The organism is Paraburkholderia xenovorans LB400 (assembly GCF_000013645.1).
GTDB lineage: Bacteria > Pseudomonadota > Gammaproteobacteria > Burkholderiales > Burkholderiaceae > Paraburkholderia > Paraburkholderia xenovorans.
Window position 1 is genome coordinate 2859043 of sequence record NC_007951.1, and the last position, 23938, is coordinate 2882980.

Below are 23938 nucleotides of genomic sequence, written 5' to 3' on the forward strand. Positions count from 1 at the left end.
TCGCCACCGTCGTCATGACGCCGCGCCGATGAACGAGCGGAATTCCGTTTCGACCGAGCGAATCTGTCTGGCACACGTTCCATACAGCCAGCCGGGATTGCCGTCCGCGCGGTACATACCCCGGCACATTCCCTTGACCTGGATGGTCGATATACCGCCCGCGCCGCTCGTTCGCGTCGCCCACACATAGACGGTGCCGAAGGTATGCGGCTCGGCCGTTTCGATCGCCGTGTCGTCCGCACGCCGGATCGGCGTCGCGGAGCGTTGCGCCACGTACAGTCTGGTGCGGCTCCACAGCAGCTCGCAAGCGGCGGGAGAAGAACAGTCCACGTGCGCCTGCTCGCGCGCCGTTTCGAGCGCGACCTCGGTGTCGCGGCGTGCCGCCATACGCGATTCTTCGGTACTGCAGCCAGCAAGGATGATCATCAGCAGCGCAAAGGCTGCCAGCCGCCCGTTCTTCATATCAGCCTGTCCATTTTCCCGTTCAGCGGCGCGATGCGCCGTTGCAAACCATCGGCCCGTCTTTTGCAAACTCGCCCGTTTACAAAAGTATGGGCAGGACGCCTGTTGGGATTTGACCTGGATCATCGTCTAACGTGTGAGACGCACGCACGCATGCCGGCCGCCGCCGATGCGATGCGCCGCCACATCGAGGAAACGTATCACTGGCGCTGCGAAGTGCCGATCTATCTCGATGCCGTCGAATTGCCGGCTTGGTGGGCAATGTGGGCGGGGATCCGTGTGTCGCCGTCGCGAATGCAACCACCGCACACAGCGTGCCTGCGTGCGTCGTTGCAGGCGAGCAGCCCGGCGGATAAAAGTCACCGTGGCCCGTTCAATGCGGAATGATCCAGATCAATCCGCGTACGGTGCATGCCTGACACAGTGGCGTTATGAAATCGTGCAGGGGATCATCACATGAGCGCACTGCCGCAGACAGCCGCCTGGGCTGTCGACGAATATCAGCTTGACCGCACCGCCGGCGTTGAAGAGAAACTGAAATTCGCGCTGCGCTACGCAGTGCTCGCACCGTCGAACCATAATACGCAGCCCTGGCACTTCATTCTGGATGGCGACAGCGTGACGTTATGCGCCGACCGGTTGCGCGCGCTGCCGGTGGTCGATCCATTCGACCGCGAACTGATCATGAGTTGCGGTGCGGCGCTGCTCAATCTGCGCGTGGCGCTGAGCCACTTCGGCCTTGCCTACGCGATCACGCCATTTCCGTCTTCCGCCGACCCCGACGTGCTGGCGCATTTGCGAATCGTCCCTGACGGACATTGCGACGCCAGTCTCACGCCGCTCTTCGCGGCGATTCCACGCCGCGTCACCACCCGCGAAATCTTCGTGGACGAACCGCTGCCTTCGCTCATCCAGCAACAGCTCGAAGAAGCCGCCGAAGCCGAAGGCGCGGATGTGGTCTGCATCTCGAACGCGCCGATGCGCGAGAGTCTTGCCGAACTAATCGCCGAGGCCGATCGGGTGCAGTTCAAGGACCCGCGTTTTCGCCGTGAACTGGCCAGCTGGATTCATCCGCGACGCCATGCGGACGGTATGCCCGCGCTGTCCGCCGGCATGAGCGTGCTGCTCGATCTGGCCGCGCCGCTACTCACCTCCGTCATTCGAACCTTCGACCTGGGCGGTGGCTTGGCGGCGGCGCATCATGCGCTGGCTGCGGGCTCGCCGCTGCTCATTTGCCTCGCGACGCCGACAGACGATGCCGCCGCCTGGCTGGCGGCCGGCCAGGCACTGGAGCGGCTGCTGCTGGTCGCCGCGAATGCCGGGATCACGGCGTCCTATCTGAATCAGCCGATCGAGCTGAGCGGGCTTCGTGAGCGGCTAGGCGCCGTGCTGGCGATAGACGCGACGCCGCAACTGCTGTTACGCGTCGGCCGCGGCAAGCCGGCGCCTCATTCGCCGCGCCGGCCGCTTGCCGAGGTTGTTTCCTGAGGCGCGACGCCCGCTCAACGCCTGTTCGACGAGGCCGCGATGAAACACTTTTTCAGACTCGGTACTGCGACGCGCGATCCGGCCCGCGCGCGCCCGGCCACCGGCGAGTCGGTATCGCATATCACGCTGCCCGCGCCCCTGTCGAGCGGCGGCCTGCCTCTGCTCGACGCCCTCTCGAAACGGCGAACCACACGCCGCTTCGCCGCGACCGACCTCGACGAGGCCACCCTCGGCCAGTTGCTCTGGGCGGCCAACGGCGTCAACCGCAGCGAGCCCGACGACGGCAGCGGACGCACGGCGCCGTCGGTGCTCGCCTTGCACGAGATCGACGTCTATGCGGCGCTGGCCTGCGGCATGTATCGCTACGACCCGTTGCAACATTGCCTCGAACTGGTGAGCGCTGCCGATCTGCGCGGACTGACGGGCTACCAGGACTTCGTCGGCGAGGCGCCGGTCGAACTGGTCTACGTAGCGGACCTTGCACGCATGCACGACATCGCCCAGTCGCAACGTGAACCGTTCGCGTATGCCAGCGCCGGCGCAATCGTGCAGAACGTGTACCTGTTTTGCGCCGCCGCCGGCCTCGCGGTCGCCGCCCGAAGCTGGCTCAATCGCAGCGCGTTGGGCGCAGAGATGCACCTCGCGCGCGGCAGCTTGCCGGTTCTCGCGCAAACCGTCGGCCACTTCGATCAATCCGACCCCGCCGGTACGCGTGACGCGCCTTGACGTGTGCCCACGGAAGATGCCGCGCTTCCCGGTTGACGTGCATCAATAGCGCTATCCGCCACCCGGTCATAGTGATTGCACACACACGCTGATTCAGCGTCGTCCGGTCCGCGCCGCAATCCAGGCTCAGGCGCCGGCACTCATGGCCAACAAGAGCCCTCCCTAATCGGTGAAGCGTTGTAAGCGCTTCACCCCTTCATGTTTTATTGGAGGAGACTATGTCTACCATCGATACCGCCCCGCCCAACTCCACCGCGTTGCAGATCCCGCTTGCCCGGGACGCCAGCATCGACGGCATGGAGGCTTATCGCGCCCTCGTTGCCGAAGCGAGCCAGGATCACGAAGCGTTCTGGGCACGTCTTGCCCGCGAACACCTGACGTGGCGCCGCCCATTCACGAAAGTACTGAACGACGCAGACGCGCCGTTCTATCGCTGGTTCGAAGACGGCGAACTGAACGCCTCGTACAACTGCCTCGATCGCAATCTCGCCAACGGGCTCGCGGAGAAAACCGCGATCGTGTTCGAGTCGGACGACGGCAACGTCACGCATGTCACCTATCAGGCGCTGTATCACCGCGTATGCCGGCTCGCCAATGCACTGCGTGCCCGCGGCGTGAAGAAAGGCGACCGCGTGGCGATCTATATGCCGATGTCCGTGGAAGGCGTAGTCGCGATGCTCGCGTGCGCACGCATCGGCGCGCCGCACTCGGTGGTGTTCGGCGGCTTTTCCGCCAAGTCGCTGCATGAGCGCATCGTCGATATCGGCGCGTGCGCGATCATTACCGCGGACGAGCAGGTTCGCGGCGGCAAGACCCTGCCGCTCAAAACGATCGTCGACGAAGCGCTCGCAATGGCCGGCACGGCCGGCATCAGGACGGTGGCCATCTACCGGCGCACGGGCGGCCAGATTCCGTGGATTGCCGGCCGCGATACATGGCTGCACGAACTCGAAGCGGCGCAGCCGGACACCTGTGAGCCTGAGTGGGTCGGTGCGGAGCACCCGTTGTTCGTGCTCTACACGTCCGGCTCGACGGGCACGCCCAAAGGCGTCCAGCACAGCACCGGCGGTTACCTGCTGTGGGCTGCCGTGACGATGAAGTGGACCTTCGACATCAAACCGGCGGATGTGTTCTGGTGCACGGCGGACATCGGCTGGATCACGGGTCACACCTATATCTGCTATGGGCCGACCGCGGTCGGCGCGACGCAGGTGATCTTCGAAGGCGTGCCTACCTATCCGAACGCGGGACGCTTCTGGGACATGATCCAGCGCCACAAGGTCAGCATCTTCTACACGGCGCCGACCGCCATCCGCTCGCTCATCAAGTCCGCCGACGCCGATCATTCGGTGCATCCGGACAGCTTCGACCTGAGCAGTCTGCGCCTGCTCGGCACGGTCGGCGAGCCGATCAATCCGAGCGCCTGGACGTGGTATGCCCAGCATGTCGGCGGTGGACGGTGTCCCGTGCTCGACACTTTCTGGCAGACGGAAACGGGCGGACACATGATTTCTCCGTTGCCGGGCGTCACTCCGCTCGTGCCGGGTTCGTGCACATTGCCGTTGCCGGGCATCGACGCGGCGATCGTCGACGAAACCGGTCAGGAAGTGCCGAACGGAAACGGTGGCGTGCTGGTCATTCGCAAGCCCTGGCCTTCCATGATCAGAACCATCTGGGGTAATCCGGAACGCTTCCGGCAGGGGTATTTCCCCGAAGAGCTCGGCGGCAAGCTGTATCTCGCCGGCGACGGCGCCATCCGTGATCGCGACACCGGCTACTTCACCATCACCGGCCGTATCGACGACGTGCTGAACGTTTCCGGCCACCGGCTCGGGACGATGGAAATCGAGTCGGCGCTCGCCGCGCATCCGCTGGTGGCCGAAGCCGCGGTGGTCGGGCGTCCCGATGAAACCGCCGGCGAGGCGATCGTGGCGTTCGTGGTGCTCAAGGCAGAGCGGCCGTCCGGAGCCGACGCAAAGCGCGTGGCCGACGAACTGCGCGCGTGGGTCGGCAAGGAGATCGGCCCGATCGCCAAACCGAAGGACATCCGCTTCGGCGACGCCATGCCGAAAACGCGCTCCGGCAAGGTGGTGCGCCGGCTGTTGCGCTCGGTGGCCAAAGGGGAAGTCATCGTGCAGGACACGTCGACGGTGGAAAACCCCGCGGTCATTTCACAGTTCGCCGACGCCGCCTGACACGCAGGCGAGCACGGATCGCGCATCTCTTCCGGCGCGATCCGATGTCGCGCGTGCACCCGCACGTGCGCGCGCAACCCAATTTTCAGCGTTCCTGCATGGAACGGAGGATGTCATCATGAACATCAAGGCTCCCAATCCCGCTTCACTCGGCCTCGCCGGCTTCGCCCTGACAACGTGGCTGCTCAGCATGATCAACGCCGGCTGGTTCAGCGGCAACGCGATGGGGATGGTGCTTGCCGTCGCGTTCGCTTACGGCGGCACCGCCCAGGCGCTCGCCGGACTGATGGAAATTCCCCGCGGCAATACCTTCGGCGCGACCGCTTTCCTCAGTTACGGCGCCTTCTGGTGGTCGCTGGCGCTGTTCGTGCTGTTTCTGCACGGCACGGTGCCGGCCGCGTTTATCGGTTGGTATCTGTTTCTGTGGGGCGTGTTCACGCTCTATATGTGGGTGGCGACATGGCGATCCGCACGCGTGCTGCAACTGGTGTTTCTCTCGCTGTGGATCACGTTCTTCGTGCTCGCCGCGAGCGAATGGACCGGACTCGAATGGCTGCATCACGCCGGCGGCTACCTGGGAATGCTTACCGCGCTACTGGCGTTCTATCTGTCGGCCGCGGAAATCATCAACGAGACTCATGGGCACGTGGTATTGCCTACAGGTGTCGCGAGCGAACGACTTGCTCTGACGTTGTCGATTCAGGAAGAGTTGCCGCTTGGCCTGCCGATCGAGGAAAAGCTGCGCAATGCGTGATGAGGTTCGCTGCTGATGGCGCTCGTGTTGCCGCCTTTGTATTGCCGCCCTTGTATTGCCGCAGCGTTTCGCCATCCTGGGCGGCGCTGCGGCACACGAATTTAGCGGGCTTTGCGGCGGGCTTTACTGCGTTTGCATCGCGCCGCCAGGCGCTCGACGCGGCGCCGCCCGCTGTTACGTCACGACATCTCGATGATCACCTTCAACGCATGCGAATCCGCCGCGCGGCCGAAGGTATCGTAGGCGTTCAACACGTCGTCCAGCTGGAAATGATGGGTGATGAGTCTGGCCGGATCGATCCGGCCGGATTGCACCGTCTTCAGCAACATCGGTGTACTGACGGTATCGACGAGGCGCGTCGTAATGGAAATGTTGCGATCCCACAGCGATTCCAGATGCAGATCCGCCTTCACCCCATGCACGCCGATATTGGCGATCACACCACCGGGCGCAACCAGCGCCTGGCACAACTCGAAGGTGTCGGGCACGCCCACGGCCTCGATCGCGCAATCCACACCGACGTGCCCGGTAAGCTTCATCACCTCCACGACCGGTTCGGCCACCCGGCTGTCGATACACGCGGTCGCGCCGAAACGGCTCGCCACTTCGAGCCGGCGCTCGTCGCGATCGATCATGATGATCTGGGCCGGCGAATAGAACTGCGCGGTGAGCAGCGAAGCCAGTCCGATCGGCCCGGCGCCGACAATCGCCACGGCGCTGCCCGGCTGCACCTTGCCGTTGAGGACGCCGCATTCGAAGCCGGTCGGCAGGATGTCGGACAGCATCACCAGCGCTTCTTCGTCGGCACCGGCGGGAATCGGATAAAGACTCGTCTCCGCATGCGGAATGCGCACATATTCGGCTTGCGTGCCGTCGATACGGTTGCCGAGAATCCAGCCGCCGGTCGTGCAGTGCGAATACATGCCGCGCCGGCAATAATCGCACTTGCCGCATGCGGAGATGCACGAGATCAGCACGTGATCGCCCTCTTTCAACGAACTGACCGCGGCGCCGACCTGCTGCACGATGCCCACTCCTTCGTGACCCAGAATGCGGCCGGGCTGGCACGTGGGCACGTCGCCCTTCAGAATGTGAAGATCGGTACCGCAGATCGTCGTGCGCGTCACCTTGACGATGGCGTCGGTGGCGCTGGCGAGTTGCGGCATGGGCCGCTCGTCGAGCGACTTCTTTCCGGGACCGTGATACACGAGTGCTTTCATGGATTACCTCATTGGTCAGTCAAGGCCGCAGCGAGACAGGCATCACGCTCAGGCCGGGGTGTCATGCTCCGTCTTCGCCTCTTCACGGATCAGCAGTACCGGGCATGTCGCAAGGCGCACGCAGCGCTCGGCTACGCTGCCGATCACCATGCGCCGCACACCGCGGCGTCCGTGCGTGCCCATCACGAGCAGGTCCGCGCCACGGCGTTGCACACAGCGTATCAACGCACCGGCGATGTCCTCGGCAATGCCCTGGGTCTCCACGATCTCCGCTTCGCCCGTGACGTCGAGTTCGCGCATCTGGGCGAGCGCGCCGTCGAGCAGGCTTTGCCCGACCTGCCGCGCGGCGTCGGTCAACAGATGCGGATCGCAGGCGCCCGCATACGTAAAAGCCGCCGATTGATCCAGCACGTAAACCGCCGTCAACTTGCCGTGCGCGAGCCGCGCGAGCTGGATCGCTTCGGAAAGCGCGCACTTCGAGGCTTCGCTGCCGTCCAGGGCCACCACGATGTTGTCGTACATGACTCACTCCAGAAGAAAACGTTGGAACGTTCGTTAGACATCAGTTGCGCGTGACGCCCTGTTGAAGAAGCCGCTCGGCCGCGTCGAAAGCCGCACGTATCACGTCGTCAGGATCAGGACCCTGGCGATGCTCGAGCGGCACGAGTTCACCGCTGCGCAGCACCAGGTCGAGACGCGCGTCGAACACGGTGCGATTCAGCGCGGTATCCGGCACGGCGCGGCGCGCCTCGGGCAGGTCCTTCGACGCCCGCGCATGAATCACCTCGATAGCAAGGTGGCAACCGGAGATGGCTCTGCCGAACCGTTCGAGCCGCACCAGCTGTGCTGCGGCCTCGGACTCGATTTGCGCGGATCCCGCAAATCCGAGGTAGACGATCTGCATATCAATTCCCATGCGGCCTCCGCGCGTGCTGTCCTGCTATCGACCGTTGCTGCAGCGAAGCCGCATGGGCAACGAGCCTATTGAGAGATCATCGGCACTATTGGCGCCTTGCGATTGACCTGCATCAACGGGGTGTCAGACCCACACAGCCTGCGCGGCCGTGTGTTTGGACGCGGTAGCGTTCGCGAGATGGCCGGGCCGCTGGACAGGCCGCGTGTGCTATTTTCTGGAGCCCGACGCGGCTTGACCATTACGACCTTTCCCATGCACGACGCGCATACAGAGACGCCCCTCGCCCTGCCGGCACATAGCTCATCGTGGGCACTCTTCTGCATTTTTCTGAGCCTCGGCCTGACTTCGTTCGGCGGCCCGGCGGCCCATCTCGGCTACTTTCGCGACGAGTTCGTCAGACGCCGCCGCTGGCTCGACGAACACACGTTCAGCGACGTGGTTGCGCTGTGCCAGTTTCTGCCGGGTCCCGGCAGCAGCCAGGTCGGCATCGCCATCGGCCGGCTGCGCGGCGGCGTTGCCGGCGCGATCGCGGCCTGGCTCGGCTTCACACTGCCGTCGGTGCTGCTGCTCGTCGCGTTTGCTTATGGCTTCACGCTTCTGTCGGATGCGAACTCGCTTCATCTTCTGCGGGGACTGAAGATCGCGGCGGTCGCGGTGGTCGTCCAGGCGGTCTGGTCGATGGGGCGCATGCTCTGCCCCGACCGCACCCGCGCAACGATCGCCGCGGCCTCCGCGATCGCCGTGATCGTGTTCGGCGCAGCCTTCGGGCAGATCGCGTCGATCGTCGCCGCGGGGCTTGCCGGCGCTGCGCTGCTGAATTCGTCGACCGAGGTGCCGGGCGCACCGCCCGGCATGCCCGGATCCAGAGCCGGCGCGCTCGCCTGTCTCGCGGTCTTCGTCCTGCTGCTGTTCGGATTGCCCGCGGCAGCCGCCTCTCTTCACAGTTATCCGCTCGAGCTGTTTGCGTCGTTCTACCGGGTCGGCTCGCTGGTGTTCGGCGGCGGCCATGTGGTGTTGCCATTGCTGGAGGCGGTGGTCGTGCCGCATGGTTGGGTTCCCGCGAACACTTTCATGGCAGGGTACGGCGCGGCGCAGGCAGTGCCCGGCCCGCTGTTTTCGTTTGCCGCATTTCTCGGCGCCGCGAGCAGCGGTCATCCCGCGGGCATCGCGGGCGCACTGCTCGCCACCGTGGCGATCTTCCTGCCTTCGTTCCTGCTGGTCGGCGCGGCGTTGCCGCTCTGGGGCAAGCTGCGCGCGTTCGCGTCGATGCGCCGCGCTATGGCGGGCATCAACGCCGCCGTGGTCGGCATCCTGCTCGCCGCGTTGTACGACCCGGTGTGGACGAGCGCCGTGCATACCGCGCGCGATTTCGCGCTGGTCGTCGCGGCACAGGTGTTGCTCGGCTGGTGGCGAGTGCCGGCGTGGGCGGTCGTGCTGATCACGGTCGCGCTCGCATGGTCGGTCGTGTAAAGGCGACTTCGTCCGCTTGCCGAATGTGCGCGTCGCGCCCTTGCGCCGCGCCGGCGAGCCCCGTCGCGCGGCGTTGATCCAACTCAACGAGCCTGTTCCGCCGCGCGAGTATGGTTCAGCAATACGTCCACGGCCATTACCCCACGGGGAGCATCACATGAAGAATTCCGACTACCCGGCCACGCAGGCGGCCGCGGATCCTGCCCGCAACGAAGCCATCGCCTCCGGACATTTCTACCTCGTCGGCGGCGGCATTGCATCGCTGGCGGCCGCCGCCTTTCTGATTCGCGACGCCGACATGCCCGGCGCGCGCATCACGATCCTGGAAGCACTCGACAAACCGGGCGGCAGCCTGGACGGCGCCGGATCGCCGCAGGAAGGCTATGTCGTGCGCGGCGGACGGATGCTCGAAAGCAAGTATCTGTGCACCTACGATCTGTTCGACTCGATCCCCACGCTGGACGGCCGCAGCAGCGTCACGAAGGAAATCTTCGACTGGAACGAAACCATCCGCACCTCGTCGAAAGCGCGATTCGTGCGCGACGGCCACCGCGAGGACACGCCGTCGTACGGGCTTGCCGAAACCCATCTGCTGACGCTCGGGCGTCTGTCGATCGAACCGGAAGCCATGCTTGGCGACAGCCGGATTGCCGACCACTTCGAGCCGGATTTTTTCGAAACCAACTTCTGGTACATGTGGTGCACCACGTTCGCCTTCCAGCCGTGGCATAGCGCCGCCGAATTCAGGCGCTATCTGCTGCGTTTCGCGCACATGACGTCGGGCTTCAACCAGTTGCACGGCATCATGCGCACGGTCTACAACCAGTACGATTCGATGGTGCGGCCGCTGCGCAAATGGCTCGACGAACGCGGGGTGAGATTTCGCACCAACACGCGCGTCGTCGATCTGCATTACGACGAAAGCGGTGAACTGAACCGGGTCGCCGGCATTGTGTGCGAACAGGAAAACCGTCGTGTCGAGATCGCGGTGGGCGCGCAGGACAAGGTCATCGTCACGCTCGGTTCAATGACGGCGGGATCGAGCCTGGGCGGCACGGATCACCCCGCCGTGCCCAATCACGACGACAGCAGCGGCGCGTGGGCGCTGTGGAAAACCATCGCCGAGGGGCATTCCGGGTTTGGCCACCCTTCGGTCTTTGCCGATCATGTCGACGAATCCAGGTGGCTCTCGTTTACCGCGACGCTGCATGACCGGACGCTGTTCCGTCTGGTCCGCGATCTGACCGGCAACGTGCCCGGCGAAGGCGGTCTGATCACCTTCCCGCAATCGAACTGGCTCGCCTCGATCGTGCTGCCTCACCAGCCTCATTTCATGGGCCAGCCGAAAGACGTCGAGGTGTTCTGGGGCTACGGGCTGCATATCGACCGGCCGGGCAACTTCGTCAGCAAGCCGATGGCGGAGTGCACGGGCCGCGAAATCATGACGGAGCTTCTCGGCCATCTGCAGATTCAGGCCGAAGCCCCGCGTATTCTCGACGACGCCATCTGCATTCCGTGCCTGATGCCGTTCATTACCAGCCAGTTCCTGCGGCGCAAGCGCGGCGACCGGCCGCAAGTGGTGCCCGAAGGCTGGGCGAACCTCGCGTTCGTCGGACAGTTTTGCGAGTTGCCGAACGACGTGGTGTTCACCGTCGAATATTCGGTGCGTTCCGCGCAGACCGCTGTGTATACGCTGCTCGGCCTGAACAGGTCCGCTCCGGCCGTGTACAAAGGGCAGCACGATCCGCGCGTGCTGTATGGCGCGGTTTCCGCGTTGCATCACCGCTAGACGACAGTGCGGGCTTCGTGCGCCGTCGCTTCACGCGGCGCACCGGCAGGTGCATTACAGCCTGAACGCAGTCCCGGATCATGAGGCCCATGCGAGCGCCCGATAGTTGGCAAGATGCCGTTTCAGCACGGTCATGAAAGGCGACAGCGACGCGGCCACCGCGCCGCGGTGCACTTCCGCGGCGCGCACCTTGCATTGCGCGACCGGCGCCTTGCCGGCCAGGTCGCGCATCTCGTCAAAGGCGGTCTGACCGCCGAGGCCGCCCAGGCTGCAAAAAAACGCGACATGTCTGAACTTCCAGCGGTTTTCGAGCAGGTACGCCCGCACCGGCGCGGATACCGAGCCCGCCCAGACGGGCGTGCCCACCACCACCAGGTCGTATTGTGCGGTGTCGAGCCCTGCCGGGACGATCTCGGCGGGCCGTTTGCGCCACGAGTCGACAAGACAGCGCATATACCCCAAGGCGCCGCGCCGTTCAGTGCAATCGCAGATTTCCTCCATGTCGGCGGACAGCATCCTGGCGAGCGTTGAAGCGAGCGTGCGCGTGGTACCGGTACGCGAGAAAAAAACGACTAGAACACGGGCTTCAGACATGACTTGCTCCTTCTGTGCAAAACGCTCAGGCGCGCATGGCGCCATACATGTCGGGAGCATAAGTGGGCCCCGCCGGCGGCTCATGACGCAAGTCAAATAACGGTTTCACGCGCCGCGCTGGAAGCGCCGTTGATCTGCGTCAATGAGACCGGCGCCACCGTTCATAGACTCAAGCTCACCCGTGCGTGCGTCACCTTTTCTTCCGGAGCGACTGTCATGAGCTACAAAACCATCGTTGTTCATCTGGACACCAGCCAGCGCGCCCATCCGCGGCTCGAAATCGCACTGCGTCTGGCCAACCAGTTCGGCGCGCATCTGGTCGGCGCGTTCGCCGTGTTCTCGCCGGACCCGCGCTCGCTCTATGTGATGGCCGGCACGGCGGAGTATTACCGCACGCACGAGGAGATGCGCGCCGAGCGCAGCGCCGCGCTCGAACGCCTGTTTCACGCCGAATTGCGGCGCGCCGGCGTGTCGGGCGAATGGCTCGCCATCGAGGAGCCCGCCAGTCTCGCCATACCGCGCGCGGGCCGCTGCGCCGACCTGATCGTGGCCGGTCAGGACAATCCGGGCGACCCGGAATCGTATGTCGGCGACTTTTTCCCGGAAAACCTCGTGCTGTCGAGCGGCCGGCCGGTATTGCTCGCGCCTTATGCAGGCAATGAAAGGACGACGGGCAGCCGGGTGCTGGTGGCGTGGGACGGCAGCCGCGAAGCCACTCGCGCCGTGCACGACGCGCTGCCGTTCATGCAGGCGGCGAGCAGCACCACCGTCCTCACCGTCAATGGCACGGACGACGGCGAAGGCAGCCGCATTCCCGGCGCGGACATCGCCGCCGTGATCGCGCGGCATGGCGTGCGCGTCGAGCTCGCCGATATCGAAACCGGGCCGGGCGGATCGGTCGGCGAGGTGCTGCTCTCGCAGGTCGCCGACAGCGGCGCCGATCTGCTGGTGATGGGCGCGTATGGCCACGCGCGCTGGCGTGAACTGGTGATGGGCGGCGCCACGCGCACGATTCTCCGCTCGATGACCGTGCCGGTACTGATGTCGCACTGAGCGCGGCATCTGCCCTTCTTATTCTGGAGTGTTCGCCATGTATAAACAGATTCTGGTTGCCGTCGACGGCAGCGAAACCTCGTCGCACGCGCTGGCTGCCGCGATCGAACTGGCGCGCGATTCAGGCGCGCGACTGCAGCCGCTCTACGTGGTGGACGTGCCGTTGATGTCCTACGACGTGCCGGGCTACGACCCGTCCTACGTGCGCGACGCGCTCGTCGAGGAAGGCAGGCACGTGCTCGCCGACGCCACCGCGCTGATGGCCAGCGCGGGCGTGCAAGGACCGTCGCGGATGGTCGAAACCGACCTGACGGGCGACGACATCGCGCACCGCATCCTGCTCGCCGCGCAGGAATTCAATGCCGATGTCGTGGTACTGGGCACCCACGGCCGGCGCGGTGTGCGACGGCTGGTGCTGGGTAGCGTCGCTGAACATTTTCTGCGCATCGCCACCTGTCCGGTGCTGCTGATCTCGGCGCATTGTGCAGCGCCTGCCGCACGTCTCGCCCAGGCCGCGGCCGAGCCTGTCAAGGATCCGTCATGAACTGCAAAACCCTGCTGGTGCATCTCGACGACAGCACCCACTGCGCCGCCCGGCTCGACTATGCGCTCGATCTGGCCGCCCGCCACGACGCGCATCTGATCGGTCTCTACCTGGTTTGCGAAGACCCGGCAGGGCCGCTCTTTCTGCACGGCGAAGACATCTGGAGCGCCGCCCGCGAGGTGCAACGGGACAAAAGCCTCAAGAGCGCGCACGCGGCCTTCCTCGCCGCGGCGAATCGCGCCGGACTCAGCGTCGAATGGCGCGCGCCGGACGGAGCGCCGACCGCTACCGCGATTCTGCATGCACGCCACGCGGATCTGCTGATCCTCGGCCAGGACGACCCCGAAGACCGCGACGCATTCATCGCGCGCGATTTCGTGGAAGACGTGATCATGGGCGCCGGGCGGCCGGCCATCGTGCTGCCGTACGCGGGGCCGGTGCGGCCTCAGATCGGCAATGTGATGATCGCCTGGGACGGCGGCCGGGAGTGCGCGCGGGCCGTGACCGACGCGCTGCCGCTCATCCGCGACGCCGGTTTTGTCACGATCGTGAAAGTCGAACGTCATCCACATTACGGCGAGCCGAGCGGCATCGACGTGGCCGCCTGGCTGGCGCGGCACGGCATCGAGGCGAGCTTCACGGCCGTGCCGAAAGTGTCCGGGCTCGACACCGGCTCGATGCTGCTCAATGCGCTGGCCGACCGCCATATCGATCTGCTGGTAATGGGCGCATACGGCCATGCGCGGGCCCAGGAACGGCTGCTTGGCGGCGTCACGCGCACCATGCTTCAGTCGATGACCGTGCCCGTGCTGATGTCGCATTGAGCCATACCTCGATATATCTCGATATACCTCGACACCAGGCGGGTGCCCGGTGTCCGCTCCAGCGGCAATCGGCAGGCCTTCCGCGCCCCTCGCCGACCGGCAGGACTGGCATGAACCCGGCGTTTCACGGACAATGAGCGCAAACACAAACTTTCCGCGCGGTGTTTCCCCGGCCTGTGGCCGTACGAAGAACCCTGGAACCACCCGGAACAGACGTGCTTGCCGTGCGCGCCGCCGTACCGACGTCGTCGGGCGGCGCGTCCGATCCTTGTTCGCAGTCATTCCAAAGAGATGCACATGCCCGTCAGCGGTAAGACGCCCACATCGCGCAGTGCCGTTTTGCGTGAGCGAGCCGGCTCACTCGTGGCCCAGCCCGCAACTGCGGCCGCTGCCGCGTTCGTCGTGACGCTCACCGCCATGCTGGCCGCCCGGCACTGGTTCGACCCGGCGTTCTTCATTTGCGTCGCCGCCGCCCTGCTTCTGGCCACGAGCGTGTTTCTGCTCGTGCGCGCGCGGCGCGACGGCCTGTCCGCACGCAGCGAGGAACACGCCCGCCACAGCCAGTCTGCCGTGAATGAAGCGCGCATGATGGCGATCATCCGTTCGTCAATGGAGGCGATCATCACCATCGACGAGCAGCAGCGGATCGTCATCTTCAATCCGATGGCGGAACAGGTTTTCGGCTGCTCCGCGATGGACGCGATCGGCGCGCCGCTGGCCCGCTTCATCCCGGATCGCTTTCGGGCGGCGCACGCACAGCATGTTGCGCAGTTCGGCGTAACGGGCGTGTCGGACCGGCAGATGGGCAAGCAGCGCGTGCTGGCGGGCTTGCGCGCCAACGGCGAGGAATTTCCGCTGGAGGCTTCGATTTCGCAGATCCGCGACGGCAACATCCGCCTCTATACGGTCATGCTGCGCGACATCACGGAGCGCGTCAAAGCGGAACGTGCGCAACGCCAGGCGCGTGAGGAACTGCGCGAGCTGTCGGCCAATTTGCAGAACATCCGCGAAGACGAAAAAACGCGTATTGCGCGCGAACTGCACGACGATCTCGGCCAGCAGCTCACCGCGCTGAAAATGGACATTTCGTCGGTCGAACAGGCGCTGGACGGCGCGGCAAGCGGGCCGGTGCGCGAGCAGTTGCAAGGCATGCGCCGCTTGATCGACGTGACCGTGGCCTCGGTGCGCCGCATCGCGGCCGATCTGCGGCCGGTCATGCTCGACGACCTCGGCCTGATTCCCGCAATCGAGTGGCTCGCCACCGACTTCACCAACCGCTACGGCATCGACGTGGAGCGCGATATCGAAACCGGCGACGCGCGCTTCAGCCCGGCAGGCGCCACCGCGCTGTTCCGGATCGTGCAGGAGGCGCTCACAAACGTGGCGCGCCATGCCGATGCCACGCTGGTCACGCTGAGCCTGCGCGCGGGCGATCAGACCTTCGTGCTGCGCATCGCCGATAATGGCCAGGGCGTGCATCGCGCGGCCGAGCCGGGCACCAAGTCCTTCGGCCTGCTCGGCGTTCGCGAACGCGCCCACATGCTCGGCGGCGCGGTCGACATTCATACCGCGCATGGCCAGGGCTTTGCGCTCACCGTCACCATTCCGGCAGAAACCGTGCAGATGCAGGAGATGCAAACATGACCCGCGTCCTGATTGCCGACGACCACGCGCTGGTGCGCGACGGTCTGCGCCATATCCTCAAGGGCGCAAGCGGCTTCGAAGTGGTCGGCGAAGCGGACGATAGCGCCAGCACCGTCGCGCTGATCCGCGAGCGGGCCGCCGACGTGCTGGTGCTCGACCTGTCCATGCCCGGGCGCAACGGGGTGGAGTTGATCAAGCAGATCAAGGAGGAAAAACCCACGCTGCGCATTCTCGTGCTGACCATGCACGCCGAACAGCAATATGCGGTGCGCGCGTTCAAGGCCGGTGCGTCCGGTTATCTGACGAAGGAAAGCGCGAGCGCCGAACTGGTGGCCGCCGTGACCAAAGTCGCGGCCGGCGGTGTCTACGTGAGCCTCGCAATGGCCGAACGGTTCGCGCAAAGCCTGAACGAACCCGCCGATCTGCTGCCGCATCAGCGTCTGTCCGATCGGGAGTTCGACGTTCTGAAGCGGATTGCCGCGGGTCAGACCATCACGGAGATCGCGGCCGAGCTGTGTGTGAGCAGCAAGACCGTCAGCACCTACAAGACGCGCATCCTGGAGAAAATGCAGATGCCGCACGAGGCCGCCCTCGTGCGCTATGCGATGCGCCACAAACTGGTCAGCGACGAAGAAGGCGACATCTAGACGTTTTCCCGGCGCCGCCGCCTGCGCGCCATGCCGCAGGCGGCGGCGCCCGTTTTCTCTCTCCAATCTGCACCACGACCCACCACCCTTCGCACCCAGGGACTCTCCTGGTGCATCCCGCCCCCATGTAGGAAACTCCCTACAAACCTTCACGCTCACCTACTCGAAGTTCGTTCGGCGCCGATTTTATTTTGAGACAGCGCGGCCGATACTTCGAGCCATGAACTCAAGCCCCGAGAATCCCGTCCTCCGAGTTTTTCTGGTCGACAACGCAGTATCCGTGCGGCGCCGTATGGCCGCACTGCTTGGCACGCTGGACGGCGTGGAAATTGTCGGCGAAGCCGAAGAAGCCGGCGCCGCACTCGCGGGCGTCGAAACTGGCGCGGCCGATCTGGTCGTGACGGAGTTGCATCTGAGCGGAGGCACCGGCATGGAACTGCTCGCATCGCTGGCAAAAAGAATGCCCCATGTGATCGCGATCGTGCTGACCAACCACTCGGGCGCATGGTTTCGGCGTGCCTGCCTGATAGGCGGTGCCCACTACTTTTTCGACAAGACCAGCGAATTTGATCTCGCGCGCAACACGATCCAGCGGATCGCCAGCGAATACCGCACGCGCACCTTTCAACCATCTGGAGCACATCATGTCTGACGTCCTCGCCTATTCCGTCCCCGCGCCTGCCGTCGTCTTCCCGCCGATGTCGCCCGCTCCCCGGGTGGTGCCGATCGCCGTGCAAGCGCCGCGCAAGGACGCACTGGGTTGCACGGCCTGCTCGATGCGCTCGATCTGCATGCCGCAAGGTCTGACGCCCACGGAACTGCAACGGATCGAAGCACTGATCTGCCCATCGCGCACGATCAAACAGGGCGAGACGATCTACCGCGCGAACGATTCGTTCCAGAGCATCTACGTGGTGCGCGTGGGATCGTTCAAGACCGTTGTCATGCATCGCGACGGCCGCGAACAGGTGACCGGCTTTCACCTCGCAGGCGACTCCCTCGGCCTGGACGGCGTGTGCTCCGGCCACCACAGCTGCGACGCCATCGCGCTCGAAGACAGCAAGATGTGCATCATCCCGTTCCATCTGCTCGAAACCATGTGCCGCGAGGTCAAGGCCGTCCAGCAACACGTGCACCGCATGATGGGCGGCGAGATCGTGCGCGAATCATCGCAGATGATGTTGCTCGGCACGATGTCCGCCGAACAGCGCGTGGCGACGTGAGCTTGCCCGCAAAAAATGGATCCCTTGCTGAGTGTGTAAAACTCACGCAAGGAGGAAGGAAAGATGGGTAATCCGAGAGCCCGATATACGCGGGAATTCATGCTGGAAGCCGTGCGCATGGTCCGCGGCGGCCAGAGCATGGCGGCGGTGGCGAAGATACTGGGTATCAGCCCGAAGACGCTGCACAACTGGGTTAAGGCCGATGCCGCTGGGAAGCTGAACGGCGCAGGCAAACAGGTTTCTCCTGAACAGATGGAGATTGCCCGGCTGCGCGCGGAGTTGGCACGCGTGAAAATGGAGCGCGACATATTGGAAAAAGCCACGGCGTACTTTGCAAAGGTGTCGGCATGAAGTACGCCTGGATCGAGCTTCACAGCCGACAATGGCCGGTGTCCCTGACCTGCCAGGTGCTGGGTGTCAGCCCCAGCGGTTACCACGCGCGCAAGGCGCGGGATGTCGATACTGACCGAGCGCGCCGACGCATCAGCAACGACGCTCTGCTGGTGCACATCAAGGCCGTGCACGCTGAATCCAAAGGCGAGTACGGCTGGCCGCGCGTGTGGAAGAAGTTGCTGGCCCAGGGCATTCGCGTCAGCAAGGATCGTGTCCAACAGCTCATGAAGCTGCACGGCATCAGGGCGAAGACCAAACGCCGGTTCAAGGTCACGACCGACAGCAACCACAGCCTGCCGGTCGCGCCGGACCTGCTGCAACGAGACTTCTCTCCCGCGCGTCCAGATCAGGTCTGGACTACGGACATCACGTACATCTGGACGGACGAGGGTTGGCTGTTTCTGACCGTCATCCTCGACCTGTTCAGCCGTCAGGTGGTGGGCTGGTCGATGCAGCCGCACATGCGCACGGAGCTGGTGTCTGACGCGCTGCGTATGGCGTGGTTTCGCCGCCGGCCGGAAGCGGGCCTGATCGTCCATAGCGACCGCGGTAGCCAGTATTGCAGTCGTGACTTCCAGGACCTGCTTAAGGGCTACGGCATGCGCAGCTCGATGAGCCGTCGAGGAAATTGTTGGGACAACGCGCCGACCGAGAGCTTGTGGGGATCGCTCAAGCGAGCACGCATCCTTGGCCAGCGCTTTGCAACGCGTCGGGAAGCGATGGACGAGGTAATCGACTGGTTGAGCTTCTACAATCATTCGCGCTTGCACTCGACGTTGGGCTACGTCAGTCCGATGCAGTTCGAGCGGGACTGGTACGCTGCCCAGAACCAACGGGTGGCATAATCTCACTCAGCTAAGGGATCCGAAATTCGCGGGCAACGTCAACGTTCCTCCTGAATCTGTCGGACCGCCTGAGAATGCGCGGCTATTCGCCGGCCGAGTTTTACCTGCGCATGACGCGCGAGGAAATCGGCAGCTACCTCGGCATCAAGCTCGAAACGGTAAGCCGGATGCTCTCCAAATTCCAGCGTGACGGATTGCTCGACGCACACGGCAAGAATATCCGCATCCTCGATCACGACGGTCTCGTGCGGGTTTGATTCGCCGGGGCCGGAAGGTAGCGCCAGCGCGAAGCGCACGGCAACGGAATGGCGCGCCGCGTCGCGCCAAACGGCCAACGAACTAATGGACTACCGGACTACCGGACTACGAGCACCGCGGCGCCGGTTAACCTGCCATCCCGCAGATCGCTCAGTGCCCGGTTCGCATCCGTCAGCGCGTAAGTGGTCGTGTCGATCTCGAGGCGCCGCTCGGTAGCAATTCGCATGAAGGCAAGTCCGTCCTCGCGCGTCAGATTGGCGATCGATACCACGCGCCGCTCGCCCCACAGAAATGCGTAGGGGAATGACGGAATGTCGCTCATGTGAATCCCGCCGCACACCACCGTCCCCCCTTTTGCCACCGCGCGCAATGCTTGCGGAACGAGCGCTCCGACGGGTGCGAAGATCAGGGCTGCATCCAGCTCGGCGGGCGGCGCTTCGTCGCTGCCGCCCGCCCACGCCGCGCCAAGGCGCAGCGCGAGTTGCTGGGCCGCGTGATCGCCCGGGCGCGTGAACGCATACACCGTGCGCTTCTGATGAAGCGCGACCTGCGCGACGATATGCGCCGCCGCGCCAAAACCGTAAATGCCGATCCGCTGGGCGTCGCCCGCCATTTTCAACGTGCGGTAGCCGATCAGACCCGCGCACAGCAACGGCGCCGCCTCGATATCCGGGTACTGCGCCGGCAGATGAAAGCAATACTGACTGTCGGCGACGGTGCGCTCGGCGTAACCGCCGTCGATCGTATAGCCCGTGAAGCCCGGTTCGTCGCAGAGATTTTCCCGCGCCGACAGGCAGTAGCGGCAATGCCCGCAGGTGTGGCCGAGCCACGGCACGCCCACCCGGTCGCCGACGGCAAAGCCCGTCACACCCGCGCCGAGCCCGGCCACGGTACCGACGATCTCGTGGCCCGGAATCACGGGCTGCTTCGGATGCTCGAGCTCATGGTCAACCAGATGAAGATCGGTGCGGCACACGCCGCACGCGTGAATCTGGATCAGCAGTTGCCCGGGACCGGGCTTCGGGTCCGGCACCTCCTGCTCACGCAACAACGCTGAGCTACCGTCGAACACCATCGCACGCATACGGTTCTCCTCAAACCTGGTAAGCCAGCGTACATATCAAGTCCCGCCGCGGCAAGCATCGCGACGCGATACTGCGACCCACGCCGGCTGCCCTGCCGGCATTCACTCGCAAAAGCGGAAGTAGCCGCTATGCATGAGCACCGGTTTGCCGCCGATCTCGTGGAGCAACTGCCTTGCGGCGTGTTCGATCGGATGCCGGTTCGAGTTGAACGCGCTAATCAGGTCGTCCTCGCGCAGCGACGCTGCACCGAAATGATCTTCGAGCGCTTCCGCGGTAATCGCGCACTGCACACGCTCGCCGTCCACTTCGGCAGGAAACGCGACGACGAGATCGCGCGCGCAGTACTCCGGACGTTCTTCAGGAAAATGAATCTTCATGACCGTCACCTGATTCGTTGCGCAGGGTGCGAAGCTGGACCGGTCGTGTTCGCGCACCTACGCGCCGCGCGCCACGCTTCGGGACGGATGCGACCTATGCGTCGCCCGCCTGTCAGCAGCATAGGACCTATGCGCGGGACGTCAAATTCAGGCATTACGTCCTGGTTGACCGAAGTCAACGGCACCCAACCTGGTCCCCGTACACTGAACTCATCCCCTGCGCAGGAGAACTTGCCGTGAATGCCTTATTCCGAAGCTGCCTCGTCGCGTGTACGGCGTTAGTGCTGGTAGCCGGCGCCGCGCGGGCCGAGCCGGAACCGGCCGCGCTGGTCGATCAGCAGCACTGCATGTTTTGCCACACCCGGGATGCGCCGTTTCTCGCTCCGTCGTTCCAGCAGATCGCCGAACGCTATCGCAACGTACCGAATGCGCAGTTCATGCTCGAGCACAAACTGCGGCTCGGCGGCAAGGCGCATTGGGGCGACATGGCGATGCCGCTGCCGGGCGATCGCGGCGGCCCGTTGTCGGCGGAAGATGCCCATACGCTGGTGCAATGGGTACTAAGTCAATAAACCCGCTTTCGGAGCCGCGATGTCTCGCGGTCCGCTTCGATTGAACGACGGCCGTACGTTTCGGAGAACTTTCATGCGTCTCACTGTCCACCTCGACACGTTCGATCGTGTCCATCCGATGGCATTTGCAATCCTGTGGCTCGACAAGGACGCACGGAAATGGTCGCGTGAAGGCCATCTCGGGCTCGAACTGCCCGAATGGGGCACGCTGCACGTGGATTGCGGCAATACGCTCGTATGCGGGCCGCACGATACGACGCCCGTCTGTGTGCTGGAAGGGCTCGATCTGAATGACCGCGATGGACCGTTCGAAGGCGAAACCGGTCGCGCCCAATGGTGCGCCGAACGCGGCCGCACCCTGATGACCGGCCACTGGCACGTGCAATGTGTCGACAACGAACAGGTGCAGCCGGAACACGGCCTGTTCGCCTCCGACAGCGACCTGTGAAACGCTGATGTCTCGACCTGCGGGAGGCCACCGTCATGGGACTAACCACCGATCTGGACGGCGTCCGTCACGCGTACGGACTCTGCTTCGTGCGCGTGCCGTGGGCCTATTTCACACGCTTGCCGCTCACCGGGCAATGGGGCGACGGCTGGGAACGCGCGCCCTATGAACAGCACGCCGGCCTGCCCTACGAGGACGCGGCGCAGCAGATTCTGACCGTGGCGTTCGATGGGCCGCTGTTGCCGCCCGACGCCGGGTACGACGGCCGCGCGCGCAGCGTCAACGAAATCAACCGCGGCGACGCGCCCTGGCTGCGCACGCAGGATTTCATCAATAACGCGCCGGTGCGAATTGCCGCGGGCGTATCGCTCGAACGATTCGTGGAACTGGTGGAACTGGCTGGCGGCCATGTGTTTGCGCCGCTCGGCTGGGGTTCGCTGCGGCTCGCGCCCGTGGAACCGGACGGGCCTTCAGGCGTGACGAAGTGCGGACACCGGCCGGATGTTGCATGAGCGGTGCCGCGCAACAACGCTCATGGCTTAACCGTGCCCGTCGCCGTCGGCTGTCGAATTGAGCAGCATGACAAAACACGCGACGCCGACGATCAGCGCCGCGACGCCGTAGTGAAACACCGGCGCCTCATCGAAGAGCAAACCGCGAATCGACGCCGCGATACCTGCGAGTGCCACGAATACGGCGATGGCCGAAAAAACGATTCTATTTTCTGAGCGGACCATGATGTCCTCCATGAAGTCTGAACGGAGTGGTGAGGACATCATCGGCCTTGCGGGCCGGTCGGGTTTGATGAGCGTCAATCGCCGTAGCGGTCACGGCTTCTTTGTACGCGGCAACGCCGCATTCAGGAATGGATTGAAGCTGTTCGAACGCGCTGGCGGGTTGGTCTTTTTTGAGCGGCGCCGCTTGTCCGGCTGCGCGCCGCCGGACAATTGCGCGAGGAGTTCATCTGTGCCGGAGTCTTCGTCCGCATTTGCGTTTTTTCTGTTTTTTGCGCGCGCCCGCTGACCGTCTTCGGCATTTGCATCTGCATTTGCAGTGCGTGCCGGCACCGATACGCCGGCGATATGTTCGACGACGCTCATGAACGAGTCCGAAGGCGACTGCAGGGCATCGCCGGGCAGCATCGTCAGCACGACGATTTCATGCAGCGAGCGGCCGTCGACGGAACGGGCATGAGGGGCCGTGTTCCAGTCGGCATCCGCGTGCGCGAACGCGCCGATGACACGCTCCAGTACCGCTGGCGACAGCACGCCGCCGTCATACAGGCTGACGACCAGACGCTCGAAAACATGGAACGGCGTCGCTGCGGCGGCTTTTGGCATGCGTTTCTACTCCTTGATGAATTCGCTGTGTTCGCCCGCAAACGGACGCCGGAACGGCTGGACTCGCGCGGGCCACAACGTCCGCGCGATCTTTCCCGTGGCCCTGGCGGGAAAAGACGTTGCCCGTTTCGCATGGAGATAGTCTACGCAGGCGGGCATCGAATGTATCGAATGCGGCGGGTTTTTTGAACCGGCTCGAATCGGCAGGCAACCGCGCCGGACCCGGCACGTTAGTTGCCTCTGAGCCAGTTCCCGAAGTGCTGTTCGGCGGCGGCGCTCCTGAGCCGACTGCGACCCGCTTTGCGTCAATCCCGGCACGGAACACAATGAAAGACCGATCGACCGTCATCTGTATCCGGGACAGGAGGATTCTTCTCGTAGCCCGAACGCGCCTGTCCTGGCCCTTGCGATGGTCATTGCCGGGCGGCACGGTCAAACTCGCCGAATCGCCCGTGGAGGCGGCCGTGCGTGAGCTCAGAGAGGAAACGTCCATCGAGCAGTCAAGGCTCGATTACCTTTTCCAGTTTGGCGGCCTCGCGAAACGGCACCATGTGTTTGCGGCAAACCTCGCGCTTGACGTGTCACCCAAGCCCTGCAACGAAATCTCGCGGTGCGACTGGTTCAGTCCGGCCGAGATAGCAGCGCTGCCGGCCAGTATCCCGACACGGTCGATCGTCGAGTTGTTCCTGACCTGGCACGGTGCGAAGGTCATGCAAGGCGACCCGTCCCTGTGAACCGTTCGCACGCGACGCGCCACGCGCAGCGTCGCGGGCGGGGTCGTCACCATCACCGCTGCGACACGCGGCATCTGTCACGCCAAGCTTTTTTCAACGTTTGAAAAAATGACGCGTTAGTGGCAAGAAAAAAATGGCGCAGCCCGCCCGCTCCCCGAAACCTGAGTGCTCGCGCAAACAGGCACGCGGCAAACTCGGCGGCAAGCTCGGCGACAAGCACCGCGGCGAACGCCACGCCGCACCCGAGCAACGCGACGTGCCACAGCGCGAGATGTGCGCAGCCTGAATGCCGGCCGGAGGAAGCATGTCTTGCGGCGCGACAGGACCCGGATCAGCT

27 protein-coding genes and 3 pseudogenes are annotated in these 23938 nt (G+C 64.5%); 21 read left to right on the forward strand and 9 right to left on the reverse strand.

What is annotated here, in order from left to right; translation table 11 throughout:
* Window positions 1-12 precede the first annotated feature (12 nt).
* A complete protein-coding gene (locus BXE_RS12680) occupies window positions 13-330 on the reverse strand; it encodes a hypothetical protein (RefSeq protein ID WP_233518780.1) in 318 nt (105 codons plus the stop codon).
* 273 nt (window positions 331-603) lie between these two features.
* Between BXE_RS12680 and BXE_RS47220 the strand changes: the two are divergent.
* The 5 genes and pseudogenes from BXE_RS47220 to BXE_RS12705 form a co-directional block, all read left to right on the forward strand.
* Window positions 604-849, forward strand: a pseudogene (locus tag BXE_RS47220) (hypothetical protein); the annotation flags it as partial.
* A 69-nt stretch (window positions 850-918) separates the two neighbouring features.
* Window positions 919-1950 (forward strand): Acg family FMN-binding oxidoreductase, encoded by a 1032-nt coding sequence (locus BXE_RS12690; RefSeq protein WP_011488700.1) that lies wholly within the window; start codon window positions 919-921, stop codon window positions 1948-1950.
* Window positions 1951-1989: 39 nt separating this feature from the next.
* Window positions 1990-2676 (forward strand): nitroreductase family protein, encoded by a 687-nt coding sequence (locus BXE_RS12695; RefSeq protein WP_011488701.1) that lies wholly within the window; start codon window positions 1990-1992, stop codon window positions 2674-2676.
* A 296-nt stretch (window positions 2677-2972) separates the two neighbouring features.
* On the forward strand, window positions 2973-4871 hold the full coding sequence (gene acs, locus BXE_RS12700; protein WP_407668620.1) for an acetate--CoA ligase: 1899 nt from the start codon (window positions 2973-2975) through the stop codon (window positions 4869-4871).
* 118 nt (window positions 4872-4989) lie between these two features.
* The gene (locus BXE_RS12705) at window positions 4990-5625 is read left to right on the forward strand and encodes an acetate uptake transporter (RefSeq protein ID WP_011488703.1); all 636 of its coding nucleotides are present in this window, start codon (window positions 4990-4992) and stop codon (window positions 5623-5625) included.
* 179 nt (window positions 5626-5804) lie between these two features.
* Here the strand turns inward: BXE_RS12705 and BXE_RS12710 are convergent, their stop codons facing one another.
* From BXE_RS12710 to BXE_RS12720, 3 genes are read right to left on the reverse strand one after another with little or no spacing between them, the layout of a single operon-like run.
* Entirely contained in the window at window positions 5805-6845 is a 1041-nt protein-coding gene (locus BXE_RS12710) for a zinc-dependent alcohol dehydrogenase family protein (RefSeq protein WP_011488704.1), read from the reverse strand.
* Window positions 6846-6893: 48 nt separating this feature from the next.
* Window positions 6894-7367, reverse strand: a complete 474-nt coding sequence (locus BXE_RS12715; RefSeq protein ID WP_011488705.1) for a universal stress protein — start codon at window positions 7365-7367, stop codon at window positions 6894-6896.
* Between the two features lie 40 nt (window positions 7368-7407).
* A complete protein-coding gene (locus BXE_RS12720; protein ID WP_011488706.1) occupies window positions 7408-7761 on the reverse strand; it encodes a hypothetical protein in 354 nt (117 codons plus the stop codon).
* 252 nt (window positions 7762-8013) lie between these two features.
* Between BXE_RS12720 and chrA the strand changes: the two genes are divergently transcribed.
* Both chrA and BXE_RS12730 read left to right on the forward strand, forming a co-directional pair.
* Entirely contained in the window at window positions 8014-9231 is a 1218-nt protein-coding gene (gene chrA / locus BXE_RS12725; RefSeq protein ID WP_049782170.1) for a chromate efflux transporter, read from the forward strand.
* A gap of 157 nt (window positions 9232-9388) precedes the next feature.
* The gene (locus BXE_RS12730; protein ID WP_011488708.1) at window positions 9389-11020 is read left to right on the forward strand and encodes an oleate hydratase; all 1632 of its coding nucleotides are present in this window, start codon (window positions 9389-9391) and stop codon (window positions 11018-11020) included.
* 78 nt (window positions 11021-11098) lie between these two features.
* On the opposite strand, the gene BXE_RS12735 is transcribed toward BXE_RS12730, so the two are convergent.
* Window positions 11099-11614 carry a flavodoxin family protein gene (locus BXE_RS12735; protein WP_038457813.1) on the reverse strand — a complete coding sequence of 172 codons (516 nt, stop codon included), beginning with the start codon at window positions 11612-11614 and terminating at the stop codon, window positions 11099-11101.
* A 216-nt stretch (window positions 11615-11830) separates the two neighbouring features.
* On the opposite strand from BXE_RS12735, the gene BXE_RS12740 reads away from it, so the two are divergent.
* From BXE_RS12740 to BXE_RS12785, 9 genes and pseudogenes are all read left to right on the forward strand, one after another.
* Window positions 11831-12667, forward strand: coding sequence for a universal stress protein (locus tag BXE_RS12740; protein ID WP_011488710.1), 837 nt, complete (start codon window positions 11831-11833; stop codon window positions 12665-12667).
* Window positions 12668-12704: 37 nt separating this feature from the next.
* Window positions 12705-13211 carry a universal stress protein gene (locus tag BXE_RS12745; RefSeq protein WP_011488711.1) on the forward strand — a complete coding sequence of 169 codons (507 nt, stop codon included), beginning with the start codon at window positions 12705-12707 and terminating at the stop codon, window positions 13209-13211.
* Window positions 13208-14035: a universal stress protein gene (locus BXE_RS12750; RefSeq protein ID WP_011488712.1), complete on the forward strand. Its 828-nt coding sequence runs from the start codon at window positions 13208-13210 to the stop codon at window positions 14033-14035. Before BXE_RS12745 ends, BXE_RS12750 begins: the two co-directional genes overlap by 4 nt.
* A gap of 297 nt (window positions 14036-14332) precedes the next feature.
* Window positions 14333-15679, forward strand: a complete 1347-nt coding sequence (locus BXE_RS12755) for a PAS domain-containing sensor histidine kinase (protein WP_038457810.1) — start codon at window positions 14333-14335, stop codon at window positions 15677-15679.
* A complete protein-coding gene (locus tag BXE_RS12760; RefSeq protein WP_011488714.1) occupies window positions 15676-16326 on the forward strand; it encodes a response regulator in 651 nt (216 codons plus the stop codon). Before BXE_RS12755 ends, BXE_RS12760 begins: the two co-directional genes overlap by 4 nt.
* A 220-nt stretch (window positions 16327-16546) precedes the next feature.
* Window positions 16547-16978, forward strand: coding sequence for a response regulator (locus BXE_RS12765; protein ID WP_011488715.1), 432 nt, complete (start codon window positions 16547-16549; stop codon window positions 16976-16978).
* Window positions 16971-17546 (forward strand): annotated as a pseudogene (locus BXE_RS12770) (cyclic nucleotide-binding domain-containing protein); the annotation flags it as partial. The gene BXE_RS12765 and the pseudogene BXE_RS12770, both read left to right, overlap by 8 nt.
* A 66-nt stretch (window positions 17547-17612) precedes the next feature.
* Window positions 17613-18787, forward strand: a protein-coding gene (locus BXE_RS12780; RefSeq protein WP_085953580.1) for an IS3-like element ISBxe1 family transposase whose coding sequence is annotated in 2 segments (ribosomal slippage) — window positions 17613-17868 and window positions 17868-18787 — 1176 coding nt in all. Because the reading frame shifts where the segments join, the coding sequence is not laid out codon by codon here.
* Window positions 18788-18825: 38 nt separating this feature from the next.
* Window positions 18826-19044, forward strand: a pseudogene (locus BXE_RS12785) (helix-turn-helix domain-containing protein); the annotation flags it as partial.
* Window positions 19045-19142: 98 nt separating this feature from the next.
* Here BXE_RS12785 and BXE_RS12790 read toward each other — a convergent pair.
* Window positions 19143-20129, reverse strand: a complete 987-nt coding sequence (locus BXE_RS12790) for a zinc-dependent alcohol dehydrogenase family protein (RefSeq protein ID WP_011488716.1) — start codon at window positions 20127-20129, stop codon at window positions 19143-19145.
* 102 nt (window positions 20130-20231) lie between these two features.
* Window positions 20232-20516, reverse strand: coding sequence for a DUF1488 domain-containing protein (locus BXE_RS12795; RefSeq protein WP_085953616.1), 285 nt, complete (start codon window positions 20514-20516; stop codon window positions 20232-20234).
* Between the two features lie 227 nt (window positions 20517-20743).
* Between BXE_RS12795 and BXE_RS12800 the strand changes: the two genes are divergently transcribed.
* The 3 genes from BXE_RS12800 (at window position 20744) to BXE_RS12810 (ending at window position 22039) form a co-directional block, all read left to right on the forward strand.
* A complete protein-coding gene (locus BXE_RS12800; protein WP_011488718.1) occupies window positions 20744-21079 on the forward strand; it encodes a c-type cytochrome in 336 nt (111 codons plus the stop codon).
* Window positions 21080-21152: 73 nt separating this feature from the next.
* Entirely contained in the window at window positions 21153-21527 is a 375-nt protein-coding gene (locus BXE_RS12805) for a DUF3564 domain-containing protein (RefSeq protein WP_038457804.1), read from the forward strand.
* Window positions 21528-21562: 35 nt separating this feature from the next.
* Complete coding sequence (locus BXE_RS12810; RefSeq protein ID WP_011488720.1) at window positions 21563-22039, forward strand: hypothetical protein; 477 nt, start codon at window positions 21563-21565, stop codon at window positions 22037-22039.
* A gap of 27 nt (window positions 22040-22066) precedes the next feature.
* On the opposite strand, the gene BXE_RS12815 is transcribed toward BXE_RS12810, so the two are convergent.
* Together BXE_RS12815 and BXE_RS12820 are read right to left on the reverse strand one after the other, a co-directional pair.
* Window positions 22067-22264 carry a DUF2964 domain-containing protein gene (locus BXE_RS12815; protein WP_038457802.1) on the reverse strand — a complete coding sequence of 66 codons (198 nt, stop codon included), beginning with the start codon at window positions 22262-22264 and terminating at the stop codon, window positions 22067-22069.
* Window positions 22265-22354: 90 nt separating this feature from the next.
* A complete protein-coding gene (locus BXE_RS12820; protein ID WP_011488722.1) occupies window positions 22355-22867 on the reverse strand; it encodes a hypothetical protein in 513 nt (170 codons plus the stop codon).
* Window positions 22868-23124: 257 nt separating this feature from the next.
* Here BXE_RS12820 and BXE_RS12825 point away from each other — a divergent pair, with 257 nt between their 5' ends.
* Together BXE_RS12825 and BXE_RS46520 are read left to right on the forward strand one after the other, a co-directional pair.
* On the forward strand, window positions 23125-23601 hold the full coding sequence (locus BXE_RS12825) for an NUDIX hydrolase (protein WP_011488723.1): 477 nt from the start codon (window positions 23125-23127) through the stop codon (window positions 23599-23601).
* 133 nt (window positions 23602-23734) lie between these two features.
* Entirely contained in the window at window positions 23735-23887 is a 153-nt protein-coding gene (locus BXE_RS46520) for a hypothetical protein (RefSeq protein WP_158340949.1), read from the forward strand.
* Window positions 23888-23938: the final 51 nt, after the last annotated feature.

Coding starts and splice junctions, on each gene's coding strand:
- BXE_RS12690 (WP_011488700.1), top strand. CDS start 919: ATGAGCGCACTGCCGCAGACAGCCGCCTGGGCTGTCGACGAATATCAG.
- BXE_RS12695 (WP_011488701.1), top strand. CDS start 1,990: ATGAAACACTTTTTCAGACTCGGTACTGCGACGCGCGATCCGGCCCGC.
- acs (WP_407668620.1), top strand. CDS start 2,973: ATGGAGGCTTATCGCGCCCTCGTTGCCGAAGCGAGCCAGGATCACGAA.
- BXE_RS12705 (WP_011488703.1), top strand. CDS start 4,990: ATGAACATCAAGGCTCCCAATCCCGCTTCACTCGGCCTCGCCGGCTTC.
- BXE_RS12710 (WP_011488704.1), bottom strand. CDS start 6,845: ATGAAAGCACTCGTGTATCACGGTCCCGGAAAGAAGTCGCTCGACGAG.
- BXE_RS12715 (WP_011488705.1), bottom strand. CDS start 7,367: ATGTACGACAACATCGTGGTGGCCCTGGACGGCAGCGAAGCCTCGAAG.
- BXE_RS12720 (WP_011488706.1), bottom strand. CDS start 7,761: ATGGGAATTGATATGCAGATCGTCTACCTCGGATTTGCGGGATCCGCG.
- chrA (WP_049782170.1), top strand. CDS start 8,014: ATGCACGACGCGCATACAGAGACGCCCCTCGCCCTGCCGGCACATAGC.
- BXE_RS12730 (WP_011488708.1), top strand. CDS start 9,389: ATGAAGAATTCCGACTACCCGGCCACGCAGGCGGCCGCGGATCCTGCC.
- BXE_RS12735 (WP_038457813.1), bottom strand. CDS start 11,614: ATGTCTGAAGCCCGTGTTCTAGTCGTTTTTTTCTCGCGTACCGGTACC.
- BXE_RS12740 (WP_011488710.1), top strand. CDS start 11,831: ATGAGCTACAAAACCATCGTTGTTCATCTGGACACCAGCCAGCGCGCC.
- BXE_RS12745 (WP_011488711.1), top strand. CDS start 12,705: ATGTATAAACAGATTCTGGTTGCCGTCGACGGCAGCGAAACCTCGTCG.
- BXE_RS12750 (WP_011488712.1), top strand. CDS start 13,208: ATGAACTGCAAAACCCTGCTGGTGCATCTCGACGACAGCACCCACTGC.
- BXE_RS12755 (WP_038457810.1), top strand. CDS start 14,333: ATGCCCGTCAGCGGTAAGACGCCCACATCGCGCAGTGCCGTTTTGCGT.
- BXE_RS12760 (WP_011488714.1), top strand. CDS start 15,676: ATGACCCGCGTCCTGATTGCCGACGACCACGCGCTGGTGCGCGACGGT.
- BXE_RS12765 (WP_011488715.1), top strand. CDS start 16,547: ATGAACTCAAGCCCCGAGAATCCCGTCCTCCGAGTTTTTCTGGTCGAC.
- BXE_RS12790 (WP_011488716.1), bottom strand. CDS start 20,129: ATGCGTGCGATGGTGTTCGACGGTAGCTCAGCGTTGTTGCGTGAGCAG.
- BXE_RS12805 (WP_038457804.1), top strand. CDS start 21,153: ATGCGTCTCACTGTCCACCTCGACACGTTCGATCGTGTCCATCCGATG.
- BXE_RS12810 (WP_011488720.1), top strand. CDS start 21,563: ATGGGACTAACCACCGATCTGGACGGCGTCCGTCACGCGTACGGACTC.
- BXE_RS12815 (WP_038457802.1), bottom strand. CDS start 22,264: ATGGTCCGCTCAGAAAATAGAATCGTTTTTTCGGCCATCGCCGTATTC.
- BXE_RS12820 (WP_011488722.1), bottom strand. CDS start 22,867: ATGCCAAAAGCCGCCGCAGCGACGCCGTTCCATGTTTTCGAGCGTCTG.
- BXE_RS46520 (WP_158340949.1), top strand. CDS start 23,735: ATGGCGCAGCCCGCCCGCTCCCCGAAACCTGAGTGCTCGCGCAAACAG.